Raw genomic sequence first — 21,200 nt, 5'->3', positions numbered from 1 at the left:
CGGCCGAGGACCGGCGAGCAGCTGCCGGAACAGGGCGACGACCACCGCCGACCTCCACGTGAGGCCCGCGAGGACGAAGCCCGGCGGGGCGGCGGCTTGGGTGCCGGCGGCCGGGGAGGTGGCCGCGAAACCGGTCGCGAGACCGATCGCGAGGACGGCCCACGCGGACAGGGTCCGTCTACGCCCCGGCCGGTACCCGTGGGCGGCAAGCTCACCGGCATCGGTGGGGGAGTCGTACACGTGGGTCTCCTGACGGTGCTGCGCCGGTGACTCGGCCCACGGCGAGGGCCGATACCGGACGGACATCGGCCGCTGAGATCCCTGCATCCCAGCACCGCTGTGAGCTGGGGCTTCCGGCCGATCCCGCATATTGGTCGCGTAACCAATTGCTTTATTGGTTGCCCACTCAATAGCATTCGGCGTATGACGTCAAGAGCGACGGGCAAGCGCGTCCGCAAGGCGCCCGGTGAACGCCGCAGCGAGATCGTCGCTGCGGCGGCGCGGATCGGGCTCACCGAGGGCCTGGAGTGCGTCACCCTGCGCCGGGTCGCCGACGAGCTGGGCGTCCAGCCCGGACTCGTGGGCCACTACTTCCCGGCCGCGGACGAGCTGGTCGCCGAGGCGTTCACCCATGCCACGATGAGGGAACTCGACAGCCTGCTGCCGCCGGAACAGGACGGCCCTCTGTACGCCTTCCGGAGGTTCTTCGGCCTCACGTCGAGCGCCGAGTTCGACGACGTCAGCAAGCTCTGGCTCAACGCTCGGCACCTGTCGCGCTACCGTCCGGTGCTGCGCGAGCACGTCATGAAGCAGGAACTGCGGTGGTGCCGGCGCCTGGAGGAGCTCATCGCCGCCGGGACGGCGGCCGGACTCTTCGCCTGCACGGATCCCTGGGGCGCCGCCGCCCGTATCCTCGTCGCGATCGACGGCGCCAGCGCATACGTCAACACCACCGCCGACCACCGCAGGACGCGCACGGCGGATATGCCGCGCACCGTGGCCGAGAACGAACTGGGCCTGCGAAGCGGCATGTTGCTCACCGACTGAGCTTTCCCGCTCCACGGGCGGCTGCCCGCCCTTGCGGCCGCTGATCCGGACACCGGGCGAACTCTCCGGCGCCCGCCTCACCGAGCGCCCTCTGCGGTACGGGACTTGCCGGTGTCGCCCTCGGCGCGCCGCGTCCTGCCTGTGGTGACGCCGGCCTGTCGACCGCTTCCGTGGGCGGAGGCCGGGCGATCGCCGCGGACGCGGTCTCGTTCCTCTTGGCGGCCGCCGTGCTGCGCCCGGATGTTGCCGGACGTGCTGCAGGCAGATCCTGGCCCCGGTGATCGCCACGGCGCCATCGGTGCTGAAGGCTTCGGCAACCAAGCGCTGCTGACCTGCGGTGCGTGGCCGTCCCGGTTGTGGAGCGGTGCCCCGCCCGGCGGTCAGGTCCCGAGGGGGACGGCGATCCTGCCTGGAAAGCGTGGGTTCTGTGCCTCGTCGAGCATGGCGGCGGCGACCGTCTCCCGGCTGATGCGGGCCGGGAAGAACCGCTTGGGGGTCTCGTTCAGTCCGACGGTACGGCGCGTCGCACTCGCGGGGCCGTTCGTAAAGGGGCCGGAGTGGAAGACGGTGCCTTGGGCGGCCAGTACGGCGGCGTCGGCGGTGACCTTGTCGGTCAGTTCCGCGCCCAGCGCCTTGAGCAGGGTGCGGGTGGCGATGCCGGCGGCCTGCGCGGACGGGCCCGTGCCGTAGGCGCCGAGCCAGACGATCCCGCCCGGGTGCGCGTCCAGCACCGCGCGGGAACCGGCGGTGAGGGCCCCGGGCTTGTCTCCCTTGGCCACTCCCAGGCCGGACAGGACGACCTCGCTGTCGCGCAGTGCTTCCGCGATGCTCGCCGGATCGTGTGCGTCGGCGGCCACGCGGGTCAGTCGGGGTGAGTCGGGCACGGTGATGCGAGCCGGGGTGCGGGCGACCGCGGTGACGGTGTGCCCGCGTTCGAGGGCCTGACGGGTCAGGGCGAGCCCGACGGCGCCCGAGGCGGCCAGAACAGTCACGTGCATGGCATTCTCCAGGTTCCGGTTCTCGATGGTGTCGGTGGCCGCGCGCCTGGTCAGGCGACCGTGGCCAGGACCCGGACGGCCGGGGTGTGCAGCGCCGGAGCGGTGGCCAGGATGGTGTCGGCGCCCGGGCTCCACGGGGTGCCGTCGATGCGGGTGACCCTGCCGCCGGCCTCGGTGATCATCAGGGCGCCGGCGGCGACGCCGGGCAGGACGGGCTCGTACTGCCAGAAGACGTCGTTGTGTCCGGCGGCCACCAGCAGCATCGGGAACGTGGAGGGCACGCTGGCGCGCACCAGCAGGGCGTTGTCGAGCATCGCCGTGACCGACTGCCCGATGCGGCGGTAGGTGCCTTCCTGGTCGGCCTCGGCCTGCCCGGTCACCACGATCGCGGCGTCCAGGTCGGTCTTCGCCGAGACCTGCAGCGGGACGCCGTTGAGGTGGGCGCCCGCGCCGCGCAGCGCGGTGTAGGTGAGGTCGCCGACGGGCTGACGCACGACAGCCAGCACGGTCCGCCCGTCGCGCACCAGTGCCACGGTCACCGCCCACTCGGGCAGTCCGTGCACATGGTTGACGTTGCCCTCGACCTCGTCGACCACCCACCATTCGCCCGGCGGCAGCTCGGCGGTCTCGTACTCGTCCGTCAGCCAGCGTGCCTCGGGGCGCAGCGCGGTCAGTCCCGGGCGCAGGATGGCGAGCGAGACCTGCCCGTCGGCCGTGCCCACCTGGAACATGTCCCGGCGCCCGGCCGGACGGGCCTGCGTCGAGTACCTCGCCTCCAGGGCGCGGCCGGCCTCGGTGGCGATCTGGACCACGGCGTCGAGCAGCTTCCGGTCCTGGGCCGGCGCGATCGGGGTCGCGGAGGCGCCGGTCGCCGTAGCGGGGGTGGTGTGAATGGTCGTCATGATGCAGCCCTTTCGGCGCAGTTGAGGCCTGTCGGCCTCTCACGACGTAACGCTACGAGCGCCTTCACATGATTTCCAGTGCACTCTTGTAAGGTCATCCGTTACCGTGACGCATGTGGATCTGAACCTGCTTGTGGCCCTGGACGCCCTCCTGGAGGAGAACAGCGTCGCGGCGGCCGCCGAACGGCTGCATCTGACCCCGCCTGCCATGAGCCGCACCCTGGCCCGTATCCGCAAGGCCACCGGCGACGACATCCTCGTGCGCACCGGCCGTACGATGACCCCGACCCCGCACGCGCTCGCGCTGCGCGAGGAGACCCGGGACCTGGTCGCCCGCGCCACCGCGGTACTCACGCCCGTGACCGCGCTCGACCTCGCGACACTGGAACGCGGCTTCACCCTGCGCTGCCACGACGCGCTCGTGTCGGCGCTCGCCCCGCTCCTGACCGTGGCCCTCGCCGAGGCCGCACCGAACGTCTCGGTCAGGTTTCTCGCCGAACCCTCCGTCGATGTCGCCGACCTCGCGCGCGGACAGACCGATCTGGAGGTCGGGGCCGCGGCGCCCGCGCGGCCCGAGATCGCGGCCACCCGGGTCGCCACGGACCGGATGGTGGCCGTGATGCGCGCGGACCACCCGCTGGTCACCGGCCCCCTCACCCCCGAGCGCTTCGCCGGGGCCGAGCACGTCACCGTCTCCCGCCGCGGACGCCTCACCGGCCCCGTCGACGACGCCCTCGCAGGACTCGGCCTGCGCCGCCGCGTCCGCGCCGCCCTGCCCACCACCGCAGCGGCACTCGAACTCGTCGCCGGCACCACCATGCTCACCACGGTCGCCGAACAGGTATGCCGACCGGCCTGGACCAGCCTGGGACTCCGCGCCCGCCCGCTGCCCCTCGACCTGCCCCCCGTCCCGGTCATCGTCGCCTGGCACCACCGCTACGACACCGACCCCGCCCACACCTGGCTCCGTACCGAACTCCTGACCGCCCTGCGCACCATCCTCGGCGCACCGGCCCCGCTGGTGGGCGGCGCCTGAAGCCGGCCGGAGACCCATGGCGGTGCGGCGGTGTTCAGGGCCCAGGGGCAGCGGTCGCAGATGCCCGTCGAGGAGAGCCGCCGGAATCATCGCGTCGAGGGCGAGCGACGGACCGAGCACGATCTGTCCGTTCGCGGCAGCGGCCCTGCCCAGCGCATCGGGGGTGACGGCCCAGCCGGCCGGCTTCGGCCGGGACCGGTTCCAGCCGGCGTCGCGGAAGAAGTCCTCCATGCCCGAGGGGGTGGCGATGGCGAGCATGTCCACGTTGTCGGAGATGAAGCGGTACGCGTGCGGGATACCGCGCGGCAGGAACGCGACGCCGCCGGCGGCGAGTTCGAACCGGTGGTCCCCGATCCAGACGCGTCCGCTGCCGCTCAGCATGACGAAGATCTCGTCCTCGGCGGGGTGCACATGCACGGGGGACGCGGTGGGAGTCGGCACGGTCGACCGGAACACGCTCAGGGCGCCGCCGGTACTTTGCGCGTGCCCCGGTCCGGCCGTCGGCGGCAGCACCACCCTGGCCGTCGTCGGCGCCCATGTCCTCGCCGGAGCTGGCACGGGCGGGCGGCGCCCACGGGCGTACCTTTTCCGCCTACGAGCGCGTGATGGCGGCGCACGGGGACGGCAGCCGCGCGGTCGCGCCGAGCGCGGCGAAGACCCTGACCCCCACATCCCGCCTCGGAGCGTGGGGACTGGCGCAGGGCGCCCGCCTGATCTCCGCCCTGCCCGCGGGCCCCAGCCGCGCCTTCGTTCGCCTCACCACCAAGAGCGCACGCCTTTACAACTCCGTGAGCAGGGCCGGGGCGGCCTGGCGGCCGCCCCCGAAGGCGGTCCGTGGCGTGCTTCAAAAGCCCGATCCGAGTGAGCTGTCAGTCGGTGGCGAGGATGTCGGAGAGACTCACAGCGGGGCGACCGAGCATGTCTGTCAACGTGCGCTGCTGGCGCTCGGTCAAGGAGGCTACGAAGATCACTGCATCAGCGTTGACCTGGTCACAGGCCTGAGCCACCTCGCGGACTTTCCCGTACCTCAGCAGAGTCCGCGAGGAGTAGGGCAGATTCATCTTCTGGACGCCTCCGTCCGAGACGCCTCGCCGTTGCACAATCTGCGCGACAACTCGTGCGCCGCGCGCTCCCAGCTCCGTGGCTGCCGACGCCATCAGCGTTTCGAAGTCCTTCTGCTTCGCAGAGAAGTAGCCAACCAGGACTACATCAGCGCCTACGGCCGTGAGTCGGAATGCCCGGCGCTGGACCGGCTCCGACGGCACGCGGCGCGCCAGGCGCCGGTCGCGCCTTCGCAACTGGTGCATGCGCCACAGGCTAGATGCGTGGCTGCCTGGAGGGATACCGGGTTTCTCTGATCGAGCCTGGCGAGCAAGGTCAGAGCCACTCGTTGACAACGGCGATCGTGACGGCCCGGCAGAAGGCGGCCACCATCGGTGGCATCGTCATCGACACCCGCGCCCGCCTCGGCTACACCGCGCCGATCGGGACGACGGACCACCGCCTCACTACGCCGGTCCTGCGTCGGCGACGCCGATGGCCACCCGCAGGGCGCGGACCCAAGTTCCTCCGACCACCTGTTCCGGGACGCGACGATGGCGGCGTGCGGCAGAATGACGCCAACCGATGTGCCAAAGCGCAGCAGTGACCGCAAGTGCTCGATTCCATGCGGTCCTTGGGCGTGTGAGGAGAGGAAGACGTGAGCGAGAACCAGAGCGCCGATACCGCAGTGCAGCGACTCGATACCGGGACGGCGCACAACGCTCGCGTGTGGAACTACTGGCAGGGCGGCAAGGACAACTACGAGGTCGACCAGCAGGTGGGCGATCACGTGGCCGGAATGATCCCCGTCATCCGCGACATCGCGCGCGCCGACCGGGAGTTCCTTGGCCGCGCCGTGCGCTGTCTGGCAGAGGAGCACGGCATCCGCCAGTTCCTGGACATCGGCACCGGCCTGCCGGCCCTGGAGAACACCCACGAGATCGCCCAGCGGATCGCCCCCGAGTCGCGGATCGTGTACGTCGACAATGACCCCATCGTGCTCGCGCACGCCCGCGCCCTGCTGACCAGTGCCCCGGAAGGCGCCACCGACTACATCGACGCCGATGTGCACGACCCGGACACCATTCTGCGCATCTCCGGACGGACACTCGACTTCACCAAGCCCACCGCACTCATGCTGCTCGGCATCCTCAACTTCGTCCTCGACGGTGACCAGGCGCGGGCCCTCGCACGTCGGCTCGTGGAGGCGCTGCCCCCCGGCAGCTTCCTCGTACTGACCCACCCCACCACGGAGCCCGAACTCGGCGGCGACCTCCAGCTTGAGGCGATGGAGTTCTGGAACGCCAACGCCAAACCGCCGGTCACCGCCCGCAGCAGCGAGGAGGTCGCCCAGTACTTCGACGGGCTCACGCTCCTGGAGCCCGGGCTCGTGTCCTGCTCTCTGTGGCGGCCGGAGCCCGGCGAAGAGCCCACGGTCGTGCCCCAGCTGGGAGCCGTGGCGCTGAAGCCGTGATCTCTCGCTTCACCTCGCTGCCGCACACACTCACCGGCAGGGCCCGCCCCCGTTGCTGACGGCGGCCTCGCTGCGTATCACCACACCCTGCTCGACCGCATCCGCCGGGGCGGGGCAGCTCAGGCTGTCTGACCCGGCAGCCGGTCGCAGACCTCCGCGGCCCGTCCTGGTCCCTTCGGCTGCCGTCCGAGGGAACCAGTGCTGGATTCTTTCACCGGGTATATGTCCTGGTGGCGGGGTGGTTCGGGTTCTCGGGGGCGGGTGCCGGAGGGTGGTGTTGCGGGCACGGCCGAGCCGTGACGAGGACGAGCAGCGGGTGGCGCATCGGCTGGCGCAAGCACGCAGGGCGCCTCGTCATCTGGCGATGCGGACTCGGACGGTCGAGCTGAGCTGGTCCGGCGAGCGGGTTCCTGCGATCGCGGATGAGTTGAGGCGCAGCCCCAAGACGGTCCGCCGCTGGTTGCACGGCTTCAACAGCTCGGGCTTGGACGGCTTGAAGGATCTGGGCGGGCAGGGCCGCAGGCGTCGGATCCGAAGCCGAATGCTCCGGAGTCATCGGCCTGATCAAACAGCCGCCACCGGGTCGGCTGACGGTGCAGGCGGACGGTGAGTCGGCCGCGGCGGATGAGTCCGGGCCAGTGAATGGACCCTCGACGCGCCGGCTGCCGAGGCACAGCGGCTGGGCATCGAAGTCGGCCGCCGTCAGGTGCGCCGGATCCTGCTGGCCGGGAGTGCCACCCCAGGATCCGGCACGTCGTCCTTCCCGTCGGCGCCTGCTGGTTCAACCTGCACGAGGGCTGGTGGCGCATCTTCCGAAAGGCCGCACTCGCCGGGCAGTCCTTCGCCGGGCCGTCCGAGATCGAGCAAGCCACCGACCAGGCAACAGCCCAGCTCAACGCCCGGGCCCGGCCCTGGATATGGGGAAGATCCGCACCTTCAACCCGCTCCCTGCGACGCCGCTTTGTGTACATCGTTTGAGGAATCCAGCACTACGGAAGTCCCGTAAGGGATCTTCCGACGCGTTGGGGCTCACCGGTTGTGGGGATGTTGTCCTGTCTCACTCAACCGAATCGGTTTCCCAGCGAACCGAGTCGTTCGGTCATCTGTCTCGGCGAACCGAGTCGCGCCGGTCCCGCAGCCAGTCGTCGATGACCGAAAAGTCCTCATCAGCCAGGCCGATCATGGAATCGACTCGGTAGAGAAGGGCGTGCCCTCGATGGTGGGTTGCGACCCATACGCGATCCAGATCGGTGATCGAGTCGTCGACCCAGATGAACGGGCGCCCTGCCGCAGCTTGAACGAGGTCCCGGGTCTTCCAGTTCAGTGCGCCGGCCTCGTACTCCTCCGGCACATCTGGCAAGTCGGCCACCGGAAGTTCCGGCAGTCCGAGCAGAGGGGCTATCACGTCGTTGGCGTCTTCCATCCATGCGGTGGCCCACGTCAGAACGCAGGGCAGCGCCAGCAGCCGCGGGCCGTGCCTATGGTTGATCTTCGCCAGCTGAGGATTCGAAACGTCCTGCCAGTCCTGCCAACCCTGAGGAGTCGATGGGAGCTGTGCCCCGCCGTAGGGCAGGAGCGTTCCATCGACATCCAGGAAGAGCAGCGGGCGCTCTGCCAGATCGGTCATGGCCGCACGTTATCGGTTCTTCGCCGGAGCCAGCAGATACGTTTCTGTCCCGTATTACTGACCTCGGCTCATTAGGGTGACGCCGGGTCGTCGAGGGTCAGGCCGGTGCCCGCTATGAAGCCGTCGAGAGTGCCGGGCCGGTACTGAAGTCGTTTGAGCCGGCTGCGGACGAGGGCCTCGAGCCGGTCGAGGGCGACCACGGCGAGGTTGGCCAGGCTGCGCTTGACGTGCGCCCACACCCACTCGACGGGGTTGAGGTCGGGCGAGTAGGCGGGCAGCAGGAACACCGTCAGCCATGCACGCTCGGCGATCAGCTCACGCATGGCGTGGGAGACATGAGTGTTCAAGCGGTCCCACACCAGCACGATCGGCGCTTTGACGAGTTGGTGAGTTCCGTCGATCAGCGCGATGAAGTCGCGTTCTCCCATGCTGCGGCGGCTGCCTTTGCCCGAGGCGTGGGTGCGCAAACGGTGGCACAGCCGGGTCCGGGAGCCGGGCCGCATGGCGATCAGTCCGGCCACGGTGAGCCGTCCCGAACGTCTTCCGCTCACCGTCACCTGCGGAGTCACTCCGCGTCGGCCCCAGGTGCGTCCTTTGGGCGGCCGGCGGGTGAAGCCTGCCTCGTCCTCGAAGCAGATGTAGCCTCCGCGGGCCGCGCGGGCTCTTTTACCTCGTCCCAGGTCGCCTCCTTCCAGACGGTGACGGCCTGCTCATCACGCTCGGCGACCCGCCGCGTGGGGACCTGCGGGCTGAAGCCGAGCCGGTGCATCAGCCTTGTCGCGCCGGAGACGCTGTAGGAGACGTGGAACTTCCTGCCGATCAGAGTGGCCACCCTCGCCGCGGTCCACACCTGGTCCTCCACCCAGCCGTGCGCGGCAGGGCCCTCATCGAGGTACGCGGCCAGCTTCTTTAGACAGCGCGGGGACAGTCGGCATCGCGATCCGCTCGGGCCACGGGAAGCCAGCGCCCGCGCGCCGCCGTCCCGCCACAACTGGTGCCACTGGTAAGCCGACTTCGGGCTCACCCGCAGGCGTCGTGCGACCTCCAGCGGCTTGATCTTCTGTTCGAACAGCTCGGCCCCACTGAGCGACCACCTGCTTCACACACCCCGGGAACCACATCATCGGAGACGGTGGCCCAGATCTCTGGGGCCAAGGGCGGATGGTCGGACACTGTCGGCGTCTGCTGTTGTCGGTGGGATAAGGGATACAGCCGGTGGGCTTTCCGTCTCACGAAACATGGTCAGCTGCAACTGGACTGCTGACGTGCCTAGGACTGACGGCGTGCGAAGAGAACCGCACCTGGAACACTCTCGTCGGGGTCGATCAGCATGTGGGCCTCAACGGTGAACCCGGCATCGCGTAGCCAGGCCGCCACTTGCTCAGGCTGGCGGCGGTGAACGTGGACGTTCATCGGGTGGCCGCCGTAGCCCTGCGTCTTCAGCCTCGACCCGTCGCCGACGTGAAAGCCGAGCAGCAGCGGTCCGCCGGCATGCAACACGCGCCGGAAGTGGCCGAAGACCGTGGGCACTGCTTCGTCGGGGACGTGAATCAACGACCAAAATGCGAGCAGGCCGACCACTGAAGCCTCGGCGAGGTCGAGGTCGGTCATCGAGCCCACCTCGAACCGCAGGCGGGGGTGGTCACGCCGAGCCACGTCGATCATCACGGATGAAAGGTCTATGCCGAAAGCGTCCACACCCAGCTCGTGCAGCTGAGCGGTGACGTGACCAGGTCCGCAGCCCACGTCCGCCACCGGCCCACCGCCGACAGCGTGCACCAAATCGGCGAACAGCGCCAGAGCCGCCCGAAGGTACGGCGCCCCGGCCAGAGCCGCGCGTACTTGGTCGGTGTAGCTGACCGCGACCGTGTCGTAGGAGGTCCGGGTGTCTGCCAACCAGTGGTCCGCGGTCATGGCTCGACAGAGTAGTGCAGTGATCAGGATGACGAACCAGATCAACTGAGATCAACGACGAATCAGACCAGGTCACTTGAGACGGATACCGGATCCTGCTTGGGTACCCTCGGTCCCGTTTCCGCAGGCACCCCTTGGACCACACCACCAGGAGGAACCAGTGTCGTACCCGCGACTGCTCACTCCCGAGGAGAAGCTCGCCGACGCGAAGAAGCTGTTGAGCCTCCCGCGTATCGTCGTGATCTGCGGCTCCACCCGCTTCATGACCGAGATGAACGAGGCCGATCTGCGGGAGACCAAAGCCGGAAAGATTGTCGTCAAACCGGGCTGCGACATGAAGTCGCCGCACGAACTTTGGTCCGATCCTGTCGAGGCTGAGGCGCTGAAGGTTCGACTCGACGATCTGCACCGGGCGAAGATCCGGCTCGCTGATGAGGTGCTCGTAGTCGGCGACTACATCGGAGACAGCACCCGAGCCGAAATCGCCTACGCCCGGTCGCTGGGCAAGCCCGTGCAATTCACGCACCCCGAAGTCGACCCTGACGCCTGACCGCCCGCTGCCACCTCGACAACCAGGGCCGGCAGCCCGCCGCCTGACCGTCTCGCGGTGGCTTCGGCCGCCGCACCCCCCCAACGCTCCGCAGGCATCCCTTGGAATTGATCATCTAGGCCTGCCCGGCGAGGGGATGCCTTCACGTCTCGGCGCGGCGGAACTTACGGTTTGTGGGTTACCCAGAGCAGTTCCGCCGGCCAGCGGTGTGCCCAGTCGGGTGGGTCGGTTTCGTTGTAGCCGTTGGGTGTGCCGAGTTCGGGCCGCGGTTCGATGAGGTCGTCGATGATGAGACCCGCGCCGCGCAGGACCTTGACCCAGTCGCCGTAGGTGAGCTGATAGCTGGTCGCGCCGTCGTCTTCGGCGATGGTGTTCAGCCCGAAGTAGTCCTGCTGCAGCGTCGTGGTCACGCGGCTGGCGGCTTCGTCGTAGCAAGCTTCGAACCATGGGCTGGCGACGTTGAACACCAGGCGTCCGCCTCGGCCCAAGACGCGTGCGGCCTGCGGGACGGCCAGGTGCGGGGGCGCCCAGCTGAGCCCACCGAAGTCGCAGAACACCAGGTCGAAGCTGTCGGCGGCGAAGGGGAGTTGTTCGGCGGCGCCTTGCACTAGCGGGTAGCGGGCCGCTCCCATCGCGCGGGCCGCTGCGGCGAGTTGGGCTTCGGACAGGTCGAGCCCGACCACGGTGGCGCCCTCGGCGGCCAGCGCTCTGGACCACTGGCCGGCGCCGCAGCCGAGTTCGAGGACGCGCTTGCCGGTGACGTCGCCCAGGGCGTGCAGGTGCGCGTCGGGGATGGAGTACATGCCCCACAGCCGGGGTGTGGCGCCGATTTGCGGGTCGTGCTTGTGCTGGTAGGCGCTGCTGATCTGGTTCCAGAGCCGCCGGTTGGCGGGGATGCTGTCCACGTGCAGACTCCAGCACTGCCTGCCGGGGCGGTCAACACGATTAGGGGCGTCCGCCGGGCCCAGCCAGTGGTCGGGTGCTCCCGGACACCCCCGCCTTCACCAAGCCGCACTCCGCGCCGTTCGACGACGACGGTCGACAGCGTGGGGGAGGAGCAGGTGCTGTGGGTCCTGGAGACGGCCGAGCGGATCTTCCTGTCCGTGACCGGCTGCACGAACCACGACCGCGGCCTGTCCGAGGAAATCCTCCCTGTCGTCCTCAAGGGGGTCAGCGCCTAACAACACGACGGCTACGTGGCCCGGTTGGCGGCCTCCGCCGAGGACAAGCGTGAACCTCTCGCGTACCTGTATGCCCTGTAGGGGCCGGGAGGACGGTTCGAAGACCGGGATCTGTGCTACCTGATCCATCAGCCCGCGAGCCTCGTGGTCTGCGAGCGAGTGGACACCGTTCCGCGATGGCTCGACTCGGTGTGGAACGACGAGATCGATGCCGAGCTCGTTCTGGACCGCTTCACCAAGTACTGGCGCTTCGGGATCTGAACACCCGCAGGAGACGGCTCCCTCGACCGGCACCTCTCGGACGGGGGGCCTCGTGGGGAGGACATGAAGATCCGGGACCTGCACGGCCTCCTCAGCCGGGCGCCCAGGAGAAGCGACCTGGCGCAGGAACGGGATCCGGCTGGTGTACGACGGCCAGGCCGTCTGTCTCCACGGCCGACGATCCGGGCACGGTGCTCGCCACAGCCCCCGTCACCGGGTTCACGACAGGACCGTGGGAGGCGACGGCGTATTCAGCGAGCCTGGCCTGAGCGACCTCGACGCGCAGTGCCTCCAGCGCGTGGCCGGACGCGTTCCTGGCACCGGCTGCGTGGTGTCCGCCCACTACGATCCCGGCCGCGACCGGCCCGAGGGCGGGGCCGAGCAGGCCGGTCTGCGTCTGGTCGACGCCGATGATCCGGGAGATCCGACGGCGTGGCTGGTGAACGAGCGGTTGGCCTGCCGCCCGTGCGCGGCCTGCACCAGCCGCATCCCCGATCTTCCCGACCATCGTGTCCCGAGCGCGTGGACGCCCCGGCGGACATGGGCGACCAGAGGCCGCGGCCGGCACCAGCGGTCCCAGGTCGCCGTCGGCCAGGGTCCCCATCCCGCTGGGAGTGGGGGCTGTCCCGACTGCGACCCGCGCAGGACTGCACGCTGGTGATCTCCCGCCCGCGTCTGACCGCCCGCCTACGACGACGGAGCACGAGAGGCCCCGGCTCTCACACGAAGCTGCCAGCCGCTGGGGTGAGCACGATCTTCTTGCCGCCGGCCCGTCCGGTGACCACCCGGGTGAACGCGGCAGGTCCCTGGCTCAACGGCAGAGGTTCCGGTGCGAGTTCCAGGGTTCCCGCGGCGGCCTGCTCCGCCAGCCGGGCAAGCTGCGTGGCGTTGGGCTCAAGGTAGAGGTCCCAACTCGTGATGCCTCGTTCCTCCGCAGGCGCGTCCGAGGTCAGGGAGCACAGTCGGCCGCCGTCCCGCACCAAGGGCAGGGCGGCGTTCGCCGTGCCGGGGGCGACGATGAGGGCGGCGTCGAACCCGCCGCGTACCTTGGCCGACCAGTTCGGGTCGTGGTAGTCGACGACTTCCCTCGCTCCCAGCCCGAGCAGGCGCTCTGCGGCGGCAGGAGACGCGGTCGCGGTCACCTCGATGCCCTCGGCAGCGGCGAGTTGGACGGCCAGGGCTCCGGTGGCCCCGCCCCCGTTGGTGATCAGGAGCCGCTGTCCGCGGCCGAGGTCCAGCTTCTCCAGGGACTGCAAGGCGGTGAGTCCGTTGACCGGCAGCGCCGCCGCGTGCACGGCATCCAGCCCGGGTGGGCAGACTGCCGCGTGATCCGCGTTGATCAGAACGCGTTCGGCCCAGAAGCCGCTTCCCCCGGGCAGCGGGGCCTCGTGTGCGAGCACCCGGTCGCCTACGGCAAACCCGGTGACACCCGCGCCGGCGGCCAGCACCTTGCCCGCGCCCTCCACTCCCAGCGCCGCCGGGGGGCGCAGCCCCACGTCCCAGCCGGCGCCGTTCAGCAGTTCGTCCCACGGGCCGACCCCGGCCGCCTCAACCGCCACCAGGATCTGACCGGGCCCGGGAGATGGCGGTTCGGGCAACTCCAGCAGGGCGGCATCCTTCTCGGCCCCGGACACTCCGCACGCCTTCACAGCAGATCTTTGTCCTCTCACTCAGTCCGGCCGACCGGGAGGTACGGCCCGGAACCCCCAGACGGGCACCAGTGTCGACCTCGGGATCCCTCGCAGAGGTCCCTCGGGGTCTCAGGCGCACTGGTGTCGAGCCCATGCAGGCTAGTGGCCCGGGCAAGTGGTCTATTGAAGAGCGATTATGTGGGCCAATCGTGGAGTGGCTCCGCACCTGCTCGGTGCGCCCAACGCACGGTGAGTGACCTTCCCGGAGGACCGTGCCGGGCTGAACAGCCTGCCGTCCCCGGAACCAGGCGAGCCTCTAACGGTCCGAAATCGGGTGGTCGGCGGTTTGCGCGGCCCATGAGGCGAGGATGCGCAGACGGTCGTGGCTGGGTGTGCCGGGCTCGGCGGTCAGGGTGATGAGCTGCTGGTCGGGGTCGTCGGTGGAGGTGAGGAAGGACCAGTCGAGGGTGAGCGGGCCGGCAACCGGATGGTTCAGCGTTTTCGTGCCCGATCCCTGCGTGGCGACGCGGTGGGCGCCCCACCAGCGTCGGAAGTCGGGGTCCTGAAGCGACAGCTCGCCCACCAGTTCGGCCAGCCGCGGATCTTTCGGATCGCGGGCGGCTTCCATGCGCAGCTGCGCCAGGGTCATCTGCGCTACCCACTCCCAGTCCGGGTACAGCGCTCTGATGCCCGGTTCGCAGAAGACCAGCCGCACGAAGTTGCGGTTCTTCTCCGGTATCCGCGCGAAGTCGGTGAACAGGGCGGCCGCCATAGCATTCCAGGAGAGGATGTCCGTGCGGCGCCCCAGGACGACGGCCGGCGTGGTGGAGAGGTCATCCAGGAGGCGCTGCAGCTGCGGCTGGACCTTCTGCGTGGTGCGCCGACGCGGCCGGGCGGCGTCCCGACCGGACAGTTCGAACATGTAGGCACGCTCACCGTCATCGAGCCGAAGGACACGCGCGAGGGTGTCCAGCACCGGTTCGGAAGCCTGGCGGCGGCCCTGCTCCAGGCGCGTGTAGTAGTCGGGGCTGATCGACGCCAGCAAGGCCACCTCCTCGCGGCGCAAGCCCTTGACCCTGCGCCTGCCGGCCGAATCAGGCAGCCCCACGTCGGCCGGGCTCAGCTCTGTGCGCCGTGCCTTCAGGAAGGCGCCCAGTTCGCTGTCGTGGGCGTTGCTGCTGCTCATGGGTACAAGTCTGACAGCCAGCCGGGCCTGTGACAGTGGGCCTGCCGTGTCCCAGGACCGCGGTGTCCGGGGCCAGAAGAAGCCCCTTACCCGTGCACGTACGGGGTGCGAGTGTCGGTGACGTGGCCGGCGGACGGACCGTCCCGAGGACAAAGGGCCGGCCGGAGGTCCCGCCGGAGGAATCCGCGCCATCGCGATCACAGCACTTCCCCACCTGCACCAGGAGACACAGACCGTGAAGACCGGCGTCACCTTCCCCAGCAACCATCTCGCCCTCGCTGGGATTCTCTTCACCCCCGACGACTACGTCGACGGCCGGCTGCCGGCCATTGTCATCTCCCATCCGGGAGGCGGCGTGAAGGAGCAGAGCCCGAGCATCTACGCCAAGCGCCTGGCCCGCTCCGGATTCGCCGCGCTCGTCTTCGACGCCGCGTACCAGGGCGAGAGCGAGGGCGAGCCGCGCGGCATGGAGAACCCCTTCCAGCGCGCCGAGGACATCAAGTCCGCCGTGACCTACCTGACCACCCGTGACGACATCGATCCGGACCGTATCGGAGCCCTGGGTATCTGCGCCTCCGGCGGTTACGTCCCCTACGCCGCTCAGACCGACCACCGCATCAAGAGCGTGGCCACGGTCAGCGCCGTGGACCTCGGGTCAGTGTTCCGTGAGGGACTGGGCCGCACACAGGACCCGGCGATCCTTCAGGCCCTGCTCGACCAGGCCGGTGCGGCGCGCACCGAGGAGGCACGCGGCGCGGCCCCGCAACTGGTGGCATGGATTCCCGACAACGCCAAGGAACTGCTGGAGACCGAAACCAGGCAGTTTCGGGAGACGTGCGAGTTCTACTGCACCCCGCGTGGCTACCACCCCCGCGCCGTCCAGGGATGGGTACTGCGCAGCGTCGACCAGCTCGCCCAGTACGACTCGTACGCGATGATCCGGCTCATCTCCCCTCGCCCCCTGCTGATGATCGCCGGTTCGGAAGCGGAGAGCGCGTACTTCAGCCGAGAAGCGATCGCGCAGGCAGCCGAGCCCAAGGAGCTGGTCGTCATCGACGGTGCCACGCACATCGACCTGTACGACAAGGACGAATACGTCACCCCCGCCGTCGCCAAGCTCACCGAGTTCTTCGGCAAGTACCTGGCCGAGTGACTACCCGCCACTCCGGCCCCACGGGCGGCAGAGGCAGCCATAGGACCTGCATCCTCGCTCTGCCGATGCCCCACTCCGCCCATCCTGTCGGCAAACGAAGGCACCCTCAAATGATCAACGCACCACCCACGGATGATCACGCGATCGTGGAGGCGCAGGTGCGTGACTACGGGATTTCGCCAGCTCAGCAGGATGAGCTCTGGAGACGCCGGCGCGCGGGGCCAGTCGTTCAGCTCGATCGGGCGGGCGTTCGGGGCACCGATGCAGCACGCCCGTCGGTTCCTGCACCAGAGTGGCGGCGTCCGCGTCACACCGCAGCAACGATCAGAGCGGCATCTGAGCGGCAGCGGGCGCGAAGAGATGTCCCGCGGCATCGCCGCCGGGGAATCCGGCCGGCAGTTGGCCAGGCGGCTGGGCCGATCGCCTTCGACCGTCTCCCGCGAGATCGCCCGCAACGGAGGCCGGGACCGCTACCGTGCCGCATCCGCCGATGAGCGGGAAGTTCACCGTGCCCCTGTAGCCGTCCCGGTCGGGCTCCCAGGGGCCGCGTAACTGGAGTGCTCCCGGCGGCAGTTGAGTTTGGTGTGAAGGAAGACAATCCTCATGCCGAGGGCCCCGACGGTCTTGTCCGCACCGCCCGCCTGCCGCTGTCGAGCGCCACCTTGAACTGGCTCGCCGACCTGATCCGCGGCCACTGCAAGAAGATCGGATCGCGGTGGCGGGCCCTGCCCGCGGGGAAAATCGCCGGCATCGTGCCGGCCGTACCGCACGGCGACCTACGGCTGCGCCACGCGGACGCGAGCGACCCGAAGCGTCGCCGCAGGCAGCGGCGGGGCCCGAGGGCCCCGGCCGCGTGCCCCTCGGAACGGTGTGTCAGAGCACGGCGAGCCGGTCCACCAGCAGTTCCACCCGCTGCTCGGCGTCCTCCGGCAGCAGCCGTCCCGCCCGGGTCAGGGTCGCCAGCCCGTGCAGGGCCGCCCAGAACACCTCGGTGAACAGCCCCGGTTCGGCGCCCTCCCCGGCGACCCCGCCGAGGGTCTCCATCAGGGCGGCGAAGGCGTCCTTCAGCGGGACAGGGGTGTCTTCGACAGCGTATGGCAGCCCGTTGTCGAGCAGGAAGATCGCGTCGTAGAGCGCCGGGTTGCGCTCGGCGAAGTCCAGGTAGGCGCGGGCGAGGGCGGCGACTTGGGCGCGCGAGCCGTCCGTGGCAGCGGCGGCGGTCGCCGCCCGCACCGCCGCAGCCAGCTCGGTAGAGCCCTGCAGGGCGACGGCGCCGATGATCTCTCGCTTGCCGCGGAAGTGGCTGTAGAGGACGGGTTGGCTGTACTCGATGCGCTCGGCGAGCCGGCGAGTGGTGACCGCGTCCCAGCCTTGCTGCTCGGCGATCTCGCGGGCCGTCGCCACGATGAGGCGCTCGCGGCCCGCCCGCTCGCGCTCCTTGCGTTCCTGTACCGACATGGTTCGATCCTAGCGCCACTAGACGATCGAGCGGCAGTAGTGCTAGCTTCGCCTCAACTGCTAGCAACGCTAGATAACTGGAAGGCCGTCATGCTCAACGCACTTGAGGTCGTCACCATCGTCGTCGTCGGGGTGATGGTGGGGGTGGAGTTCTCCGTCGTCTTCGTCATGAACCGGATCCTCGACGCGCTGCCGGGCGACAGCGGTCAGCTCGGCCATGCTCACGGGGGCCGGATGCTCGGCGCTGTGATGCCGTTCTGGTACACGGGCTCGTTCATCCTCAGCGCGATCTGGGCCATTGCCGGGTGGCACCACGACGGTGCCCGCCTCGTCGTTGTCGCCGCCGGGCTGCTGATCCTCAGCGTGGTCATGTCGATGCTGCTGCTCGTCCCGATCAACAACCGGAACAAGACGTGGACCCCCGAGACCCGGCCCGAGGACTGGAAGGAGCAGCTGCGCCGCTGGGAGCGCTACCACTACGTCCGCGTCGCTGTCATCATCGCGGCCTTCGCCCTGCTGGCCGCCGCCCTCACCTGAGCCGGAACCCGGACGCCAACACCCCTCGAACTCCGCTGGTATCCGCAGGACGCGGGACCCAGCGCCCCCATTCACCGACAGCGAGAGGAAGTTCCGGACATGGCCAAGCTGCTGAACCTCGACCCGCTCACCCCGATGTTCGCGCAGTTCAAGGAGAAGACCGGGCCCATCGCCCTGGCCAACACCTTCGTCGTCCCGAAGGGGCAGACGGAAGCATTCCTGGTTCTCTTCAGGAGGCAGGCGGAGTTCATGAAGGCCCAGCCGGGATTCGTCTCCTTCCAGATGCACATGGGAACGGCGGGCAGCCGGCTTCTGATGAATATCGCGGTCTGGGAGTCGACCGAGGCGCTCGCCACGGCGTTCGGCAGCCCGGAGTTCCAGCGTCTGGCGGCCGAGTTCCCCGACGACATCGTGTCGTACCCGCACATCTTCGAGCAGATCGACGTCTGACACAGCCGCTGCTGCCCCGGGGCAGCCGAACAAGCCCGACCTTCCCCGGGCGGTCACCCGCCCGTGCACCATCCCGGACCGCTTCAGGCCGCCGATCACCCCACCTCGCGTAGCCCCGTCCCTGACAAGGAGCCCGCCATGACCGTGGAGCTGAACCACACCATCGTCCCCGCCCGCGACCCGCAAACTTCAGCGCGGTTCCTGGCCGGCATCCTCGGCCTGAGCGTCGATGCGCCGCTGGCACACTTCACGCCGGTCACACTGGCCAACCAAGTCAGCCTGGACTACGACCGGATGGACGCCTTCGAGCCGCACCACTACGCGTTTCTGCTTAGCGACCAGGAGTTCGACGCCGCCCTCGCCCGCCTCCAGCGCGGTGGAATCACCCACTACGGCGATCCCGCATGCCAGGAGATCGGGCAGGTCTATCACGGCAAGCGCACCGCAGGCCGCCGGGGCACCTACTTCCGTGACCCCGACGGACATCTCATGGAGATCCTCACCCCGGGCGGCCCCGGGTCCTCGGGCCGATGACGGCCAGTGAATCAACGCTTCGTCGGCGGCGGGATCGCGAACCGGCAGGCCGGCACGGTCCAAGATGCCCCGAGTAGACGAACTTGTCCGCGCGTCCGCACCGGCCCGCGCCATCCGGCACGTCATCGGCCGCCGCTGAACCCTCCCACTCCAGTCTGAACGTCAAAGGAGAAGCGCCATGTCGCTGAAGAACGTCAACACCGTCCTGGCCACCGCCTGCGCCTTGTTCGTTCTCTACCTCGGGTTGTCCTTCATCCTGGCCCCGGAGGCGTCCACCCAAGGCGTTGGCCTGCCGACCTGGTCCGCCGGCAACGGCGATGGTTTCCTCATCATGAAGGGCACCCGCGAATTCGCGATGGGCCTGGTCATCGGCATCCTGTTGGTGACGGGCCATCGCCGCGCCCTGGGCTGGGTCCTGCTGATGGAGGCCGTCGCCCCATTCGGCGACATGATCAACGTCTTGGCCCACCACGGCTCCATTGCCGCCGCGCTCGGCATCCACGGCCTGACCTCGGCGCTGATTGCGACGACCAGCCTGCTGATCCTCCGCGAGACCAGCAAGGACCACAAGACCCCCGCCCCAGCGCCCGCAGCGCAGCCCGCCTAACAGCTGCATGCCCCGAAGGGGTGGCCCGGCCAGACGACCGGGCCACCCCTTGTCTGTCAGCGACCGCGGGGAAAGGCCAGGGCTGTTGCAAAGTCTTTTGATCTTGGCGTAGTTGCTGGTCACCGGGTGATGCAGAGGAGGTCGAGTGGGCGGGTGAAGGGCTGGTAGTCGCAGTTGCCCGCTCCCAGGGCAGATCCATCGCACCACGGTTGCCCGGTGGGTGCGGGAAGCCGTCGGCCTGCTGGCCGGCCGCGCACCGCGCCTGGACCGCGCGCTGAAGAAGATCGCCCGATCCGGTGGCGGGGTGGTACTCCTGGACGGCTCCCTGATCCGCACCCGCCGCCGCACCGGGACCGAGAACCGGGAGGACTGCTCCGGCAAGCACAAGTGCCACGGCCTGGTCCGCACCGACCCGAAGTGGGCGACCGCGCTGGTACGGGCCCTGCTGGTCCTGACCAACCGGGAAGTCGCCCGCTGACCGACGATCTCCACCGTAGCCACCCGCCCACAACCAGCGTGAGCACCCCGACACCGACCCACACCAGGCCCGTGACCTGATACTTCACGATGCACACCGCTCACTGGTCACCCGGACGCTCCGAGGCGAGAGTATTCGCTGGCAGGCCACGGTTCCTGCCTGACAGGCTGTGGCCATGAGTCCCGAGTCCAACGGCGTGTCCGGCATTTCCTGGCTGGGTAACCCGATCGACGCACGTGCGCTGTTCGGTCCGGAGCTCAGGTCGCTGCTCGATACCCTGCGTGGTCTGACACCCTCCGACTGGAGCAGGACGGCAGCCGGGCGTTGGACGGTCCACGACGTTGCCGTCCACCTCCTCGGTGACTACTACGGCCGCCTCGGCCACGGCTACCGGAACGGCTTCGCCGAAGGCGAGACGCTTGAGGCGTTCATCCACCGCACGAATCAGGAATGGGTCGAGCTGCACGCCGATGACAGCCCTGCTTCGCTCATCGACGGCCTGGCTGCAGCAGGCACCCAGCTCGCTCAACGATTCGCCACAGCCAACCTTGACGCGGCCGCCCAGGCCGTGTCGTGGGCAGGTGTCGAGCCCGCGCCGGCGTGGCTGGACATCGCCCGGGAGTTCACCGAGCACTGGACTCACCGGCAGCAGATCCGTCACGCCATCGGCCGCGACACCGACCCGGAGCCGGGTGCCCTGGGCATGGTCCTCGATACCTTCATGCGGGCCCTGCCCCACACACTCCGGAGCACGTCAGCACCAATCGGGGCGCAGGTCCAGGTGATCGCAGAGGGCCCCGTCGGCGGCAGCTGGACGGCCACTGCCGCAGCGGATCGATGGTCGTTGGCCGAAGCGCCGAGCGGCCGGCCAACCGCAACCGTGCTGCTGGATACAGAGACCATCTGGCGATTGTCCACGCGGAACATCGATCCTGCGGATGCCCTGTCCCGCGCCCATGTGCAGGGAGATCGTCGGCTCGCCGAAGCCGCGTGCCAGATCGTGTCCATCATCTACTGACGACGCTGGCCGCACCGGCTTCCACCGTGCCTGACACCAACAGCGCCAACGATGGGTACCGACATCACGCATCCAACTTCAGTAGCCGTCAGAAGCTGAGGAATACGCAACTCCCGA

The 21,200-nt window shown here is 69.3% G+C and carries 25 protein-coding genes and 2 pseudogenes; 15 read left to right on the top strand and 12 right to left on the bottom strand.

The window, feature by feature from the left end:
- The first annotated feature begins 423 nt into the window (after window positions 1–423).
- Window positions 424–1,047: a TetR/AcrR family transcriptional regulator gene (locus OHB00_RS02470; protein WP_406430715.1), complete on the top strand. Its 624-nt coding sequence runs from the start codon at window positions 424–426 to the stop codon at window positions 1,045–1,047.
- Between the two features lie 380 nt (window positions 1,048–1,427).
- On the opposite strand, the gene OHB00_RS02465 is transcribed toward OHB00_RS02470, so the two are convergent.
- Window positions 1,428–2,045, bottom strand: a complete 618-nt coding sequence (locus tag OHB00_RS02465) for an NAD(P)-dependent oxidoreductase (protein WP_406430713.1) — start codon at window positions 2,043–2,045, stop codon at window positions 1,428–1,430.
- Window positions 2,046–2,095: 50 nt separating this feature from the next.
- Window positions 2,096–2,947 (bottom strand): inositol monophosphatase family protein, encoded by an 852-nt coding sequence (locus OHB00_RS02460; protein WP_406430711.1) that lies wholly within the window; start codon window positions 2,945–2,947, stop codon window positions 2,096–2,098.
- A gap of 115 nt (window positions 2,948–3,062) precedes the next feature.
- On the opposite strand from OHB00_RS02460, the gene OHB00_RS02455 reads away from it, so the two are divergent.
- On the top strand, window positions 3,063–3,983 hold the full coding sequence (locus OHB00_RS02455) for a LysR family transcriptional regulator (protein WP_406430709.1): 921 nt from the start codon (window positions 3,063–3,065) through the stop codon (window positions 3,981–3,983).
- A gap of 267 nt (window positions 3,984–4,250) precedes the next feature.
- On the opposite strand, the pseudogene OHB00_RS02450 reads toward OHB00_RS02455, so the two are convergent.
- Both OHB00_RS02450 and OHB00_RS02445 read right to left on the bottom strand, forming a co-directional pair.
- Window positions 4,251–4,655 (bottom strand): annotated as a pseudogene (locus tag OHB00_RS02450) (cupin domain-containing protein); the annotation flags it as partial.
- A gap of 197 nt (window positions 4,656–4,852) precedes the next feature.
- On the bottom strand, window positions 4,853–5,290 hold the full coding sequence (locus tag OHB00_RS02445; protein WP_406430707.1) for a hypothetical protein: 438 nt from the start codon (window positions 5,288–5,290) through the stop codon (window positions 4,853–4,855).
- A gap of 104 nt (window positions 5,291–5,394) precedes the next feature.
- Here OHB00_RS02445 and OHB00_RS02440 point away from each other — a divergent pair.
- The 3 genes and pseudogenes from OHB00_RS02440 to OHB00_RS02430 form a co-directional block, all read left to right on the top strand.
- Window positions 5,395–5,481, top strand: a pseudogene (locus OHB00_RS02440) (XRE family transcriptional regulator); the annotation flags it as partial.
- A 201-nt stretch (window positions 5,482–5,682) separates the two neighbouring features.
- Complete coding sequence (locus tag OHB00_RS02435; RefSeq protein WP_406430705.1) at window positions 5,683–6,498, top strand: SAM-dependent methyltransferase; 816 nt, start codon at window positions 5,683–5,685, stop codon at window positions 6,496–6,498.
- Between the two features lie 364 nt (window positions 6,499–6,862).
- Window positions 6,863–7,108 (top strand): helix-turn-helix domain-containing protein, encoded by a 246-nt coding sequence (locus tag OHB00_RS02430; protein ID WP_406445586.1) that lies wholly within the window; start codon window positions 6,863–6,865, stop codon window positions 7,106–7,108.
- 489 nt (window positions 7,109–7,597) lie between these two features.
- Here OHB00_RS02430 and OHB00_RS02425 read toward each other — a convergent pair whose 3' ends face one another.
- From OHB00_RS02425 to OHB00_RS02410, 4 genes are all read right to left on the bottom strand, one after another.
- A complete protein-coding gene (locus OHB00_RS02425) occupies window positions 7,598–8,125 on the bottom strand; it encodes a hypothetical protein (RefSeq protein WP_406430703.1) in 528 nt (175 codons plus the stop codon).
- Between the two features lie 71 nt (window positions 8,126–8,196).
- A complete protein-coding gene (locus OHB00_RS02420) occupies window positions 8,197–8,763 on the bottom strand; it encodes a transposase (RefSeq protein WP_406445584.1) in 567 nt (188 codons plus the stop codon).
- On the bottom strand, window positions 8,691–9,197 hold the full coding sequence (locus OHB00_RS02415) for a winged helix-turn-helix domain-containing protein (RefSeq protein ID WP_406445582.1): 507 nt from the start codon (window positions 9,195–9,197) through the stop codon (window positions 8,691–8,693). Before OHB00_RS02415 ends, OHB00_RS02420 begins: the two co-directional genes overlap by 73 nt.
- Window positions 9,198–9,394: 197 nt before the next feature.
- Window positions 9,395–10,039: a class I SAM-dependent DNA methyltransferase gene (locus tag OHB00_RS02410; RefSeq protein WP_406430701.1), complete on the bottom strand. Its 645-nt coding sequence runs from the start codon at window positions 10,037–10,039 to the stop codon at window positions 9,395–9,397.
- A 160-nt stretch (window positions 10,040–10,199) separates the two neighbouring features.
- On the opposite strand from OHB00_RS02410, the gene OHB00_RS02405 reads away from it, so the two are divergent.
- Window positions 10,200–10,589, top strand: a complete 390-nt coding sequence (locus tag OHB00_RS02405; protein WP_406430699.1) for a hypothetical protein — start codon at window positions 10,200–10,202, stop codon at window positions 10,587–10,589.
- Between the two features lie 164 nt (window positions 10,590–10,753).
- Here OHB00_RS02405 and OHB00_RS02400 read toward each other — a convergent pair whose 3' ends face one another.
- On the bottom strand, window positions 10,754–11,494 hold the full coding sequence (locus OHB00_RS02400; RefSeq protein WP_406164848.1) for a class I SAM-dependent methyltransferase: 741 nt from the start codon (window positions 11,492–11,494) through the stop codon (window positions 10,754–10,756).
- Between the two features lie 141 nt (window positions 11,495–11,635).
- On the opposite strand from OHB00_RS02400, the gene OHB00_RS02395 reads away from it, so the two are divergent.
- A complete protein-coding gene (locus tag OHB00_RS02395; RefSeq protein WP_406430697.1) occupies window positions 11,636–11,770 on the top strand; it encodes a hypothetical protein in 135 nt (44 codons plus the stop codon).
- 980 nt (window positions 11,771–12,750) lie between these two features.
- Here the strand turns inward: OHB00_RS02395 and OHB00_RS02390 are convergent.
- Together OHB00_RS02390 and OHB00_RS02385 are read right to left on the bottom strand one after the other, a co-directional pair.
- Window positions 12,751–13,665, bottom strand: coding sequence for an NADP-dependent oxidoreductase (locus OHB00_RS02390; protein ID WP_406430695.1), 915 nt, complete (start codon window positions 13,663–13,665; stop codon window positions 12,751–12,753).
- Window positions 13,666–13,978: 313 nt separating this feature from the next.
- A complete protein-coding gene (locus tag OHB00_RS02385) occupies window positions 13,979–14,848 on the bottom strand; it encodes a helix-turn-helix domain-containing protein (RefSeq protein ID WP_406430693.1) in 870 nt (289 codons plus the stop codon).
- Window positions 14,849–15,083: 235 nt separating this feature from the next.
- Between OHB00_RS02385 and OHB00_RS02380 the strand changes: the two genes are divergently transcribed.
- Both OHB00_RS02380 and OHB00_RS02375 read left to right on the top strand, forming a co-directional pair.
- On the top strand, window positions 15,084–16,001 hold the full coding sequence (locus OHB00_RS02380) for an alpha/beta hydrolase (protein WP_406430691.1): 918 nt from the start codon (window positions 15,084–15,086) through the stop codon (window positions 15,999–16,001).
- A gap of 132 nt (window positions 16,002–16,133) precedes the next feature.
- Complete coding sequence (locus OHB00_RS02375) at window positions 16,134–16,553, top strand: helix-turn-helix domain-containing protein (protein ID WP_406430689.1); 420 nt, start codon at window positions 16,134–16,136, stop codon at window positions 16,551–16,553.
- Between the two features lie 321 nt (window positions 16,554–16,874).
- Here OHB00_RS02375 and OHB00_RS02370 read toward each other — a convergent pair whose 3' ends face one another.
- Window positions 16,875–17,459: a TetR/AcrR family transcriptional regulator gene (locus tag OHB00_RS02370; protein WP_406430687.1), complete on the bottom strand. Its 585-nt coding sequence runs from the start codon at window positions 17,457–17,459 to the stop codon at window positions 16,875–16,877.
- A 90-nt stretch (window positions 17,460–17,549) separates the two neighbouring features.
- On the opposite strand from OHB00_RS02370, the gene OHB00_RS02365 reads away from it, so the two are divergent.
- The 6 genes from OHB00_RS02365 to OHB00_RS02340 all read left to right on the top strand — a co-directional run bounded on the left by OHB00_RS02365 (window position 17,550) and on the right by OHB00_RS02340 (window position 21,083).
- Window positions 17,550–17,996 carry an anthrone oxygenase family protein gene (locus OHB00_RS02365; protein ID WP_406430685.1) on the top strand — a complete coding sequence of 149 codons (447 nt, stop codon included), beginning with the start codon at window positions 17,550–17,552 and terminating at the stop codon, window positions 17,994–17,996.
- A gap of 99 nt (window positions 17,997–18,095) precedes the next feature.
- Window positions 18,096–18,446, top strand: a complete 351-nt coding sequence (locus OHB00_RS02360) for an antibiotic biosynthesis monooxygenase family protein (protein ID WP_406430683.1) — start codon at window positions 18,096–18,098, stop codon at window positions 18,444–18,446.
- Window positions 18,447–18,584: 138 nt separating this feature from the next.
- Window positions 18,585–18,980, top strand: a complete 396-nt coding sequence (locus tag OHB00_RS02355; protein ID WP_406430681.1) for a VOC family protein — start codon at window positions 18,585–18,587, stop codon at window positions 18,978–18,980.
- Between the two features lie 178 nt (window positions 18,981–19,158).
- The gene (locus tag OHB00_RS02350) at window positions 19,159–19,587 is read left to right on the top strand and encodes a DUF4267 domain-containing protein (RefSeq protein ID WP_390982421.1); all 429 of its coding nucleotides are present in this window, start codon (window positions 19,159–19,161) and stop codon (window positions 19,585–19,587) included.
- A gap of 220 nt (window positions 19,588–19,807) precedes the next feature.
- Window positions 19,808–20,065: a hypothetical protein gene (locus OHB00_RS02345; RefSeq protein ID WP_406430679.1), complete on the top strand. Its 258-nt coding sequence runs from the start codon at window positions 19,808–19,810 to the stop codon at window positions 20,063–20,065.
- Window positions 20,066–20,240: 175 nt separating this feature from the next.
- Window positions 20,241–21,083 (top strand): maleylpyruvate isomerase family mycothiol-dependent enzyme, encoded by an 843-nt coding sequence (locus OHB00_RS02340; RefSeq protein ID WP_406430677.1) that lies wholly within the window; start codon window positions 20,241–20,243, stop codon window positions 21,081–21,083.
- Window positions 21,084–21,200: the final 117 nt, after the last annotated feature.

Source organism: Streptomyces sp. NBC_00631 (genome assembly GCF_045206895.1).
Lineage (GTDB): Bacteria > Actinomycetota > Actinomycetes > Streptomycetales > Streptomycetaceae > Streptomyces.
This window is presented reverse-complemented; position numbering and strand designations above follow the sequence as displayed.

Bases quoted from the DNA above. Each gene is read 5' to 3' on its own strand.
- OHB00_RS02470 (WP_406430715.1), top strand. From the start codon at position 424: ATGACGTCAAGAGCGACGGGCAAGCGCGTCCGCAAGGCGCCCGGTGAA.
- OHB00_RS02465 (WP_406430713.1), bottom strand. From the start codon at position 2,045: ATGCACGTGACTGTTCTGGCCGCCTCGGGCGCCGTCGGGCTCGCCCTG.
- OHB00_RS02460 (WP_406430711.1), bottom strand. From the start codon at position 2,947: ATGACGACCATTCACACCACCCCCGCTACGGCGACCGGCGCCTCCGCG.
- OHB00_RS02445 (WP_406430707.1), bottom strand. From the start codon at position 5,290: ATGCACCAGTTGCGAAGGCGCGACCGGCGCCTGGCGCGCCGCGTGCCG.
- OHB00_RS02430 (WP_406445586.1), top strand. From the start codon at position 6,863: ATGCGGACTCGGACGGTCGAGCTGAGCTGGTCCGGCGAGCGGGTTCCT.
- OHB00_RS02425 (WP_406430703.1), bottom strand. From the start codon at position 8,125: ATGACCGATCTGGCAGAGCGCCCGCTGCTCTTCCTGGATGTCGATGGA.
- OHB00_RS02410 (WP_406430701.1), bottom strand. From the start codon at position 10,039: ATGACCGCGGACCACTGGTTGGCAGACACCCGGACCTCCTACGACACG.
- OHB00_RS02385 (WP_406430693.1), bottom strand. From the start codon at position 14,848: ATGAGCAGCAGCAACGCCCACGACAGCGAACTGGGCGCCTTCCTGAAG.
- OHB00_RS02375 (WP_406430689.1), top strand. From the start codon at position 16,134: ATGATCACGCGATCGTGGAGGCGCAGGTGCGTGACTACGGGATTTCGC.
- OHB00_RS02370 (WP_406430687.1), bottom strand. From the start codon at position 17,459: ATGTCGGTACAGGAACGCAAGGAGCGCGAGCGGGCGGGCCGCGAGCGC.
- OHB00_RS02365 (WP_406430685.1), top strand. From the start codon at position 17,550: ATGCTCAACGCACTTGAGGTCGTCACCATCGTCGTCGTCGGGGTGATG.
- OHB00_RS02360 (WP_406430683.1), top strand. From the start codon at position 18,096: ATGGCCAAGCTGCTGAACCTCGACCCGCTCACCCCGATGTTCGCGCAG.
- OHB00_RS02355 (WP_406430681.1), top strand. From the start codon at position 18,585: ATGACCGTGGAGCTGAACCACACCATCGTCCCCGCCCGCGACCCGCAA.
- OHB00_RS02350 (WP_390982421.1), top strand. From the start codon at position 19,159: ATGTCGCTGAAGAACGTCAACACCGTCCTGGCCACCGCCTGCGCCTTG.
- OHB00_RS02340 (WP_406430677.1), top strand. From the start codon at position 20,241: ATGAGTCCCGAGTCCAACGGCGTGTCCGGCATTTCCTGGCTGGGTAAC.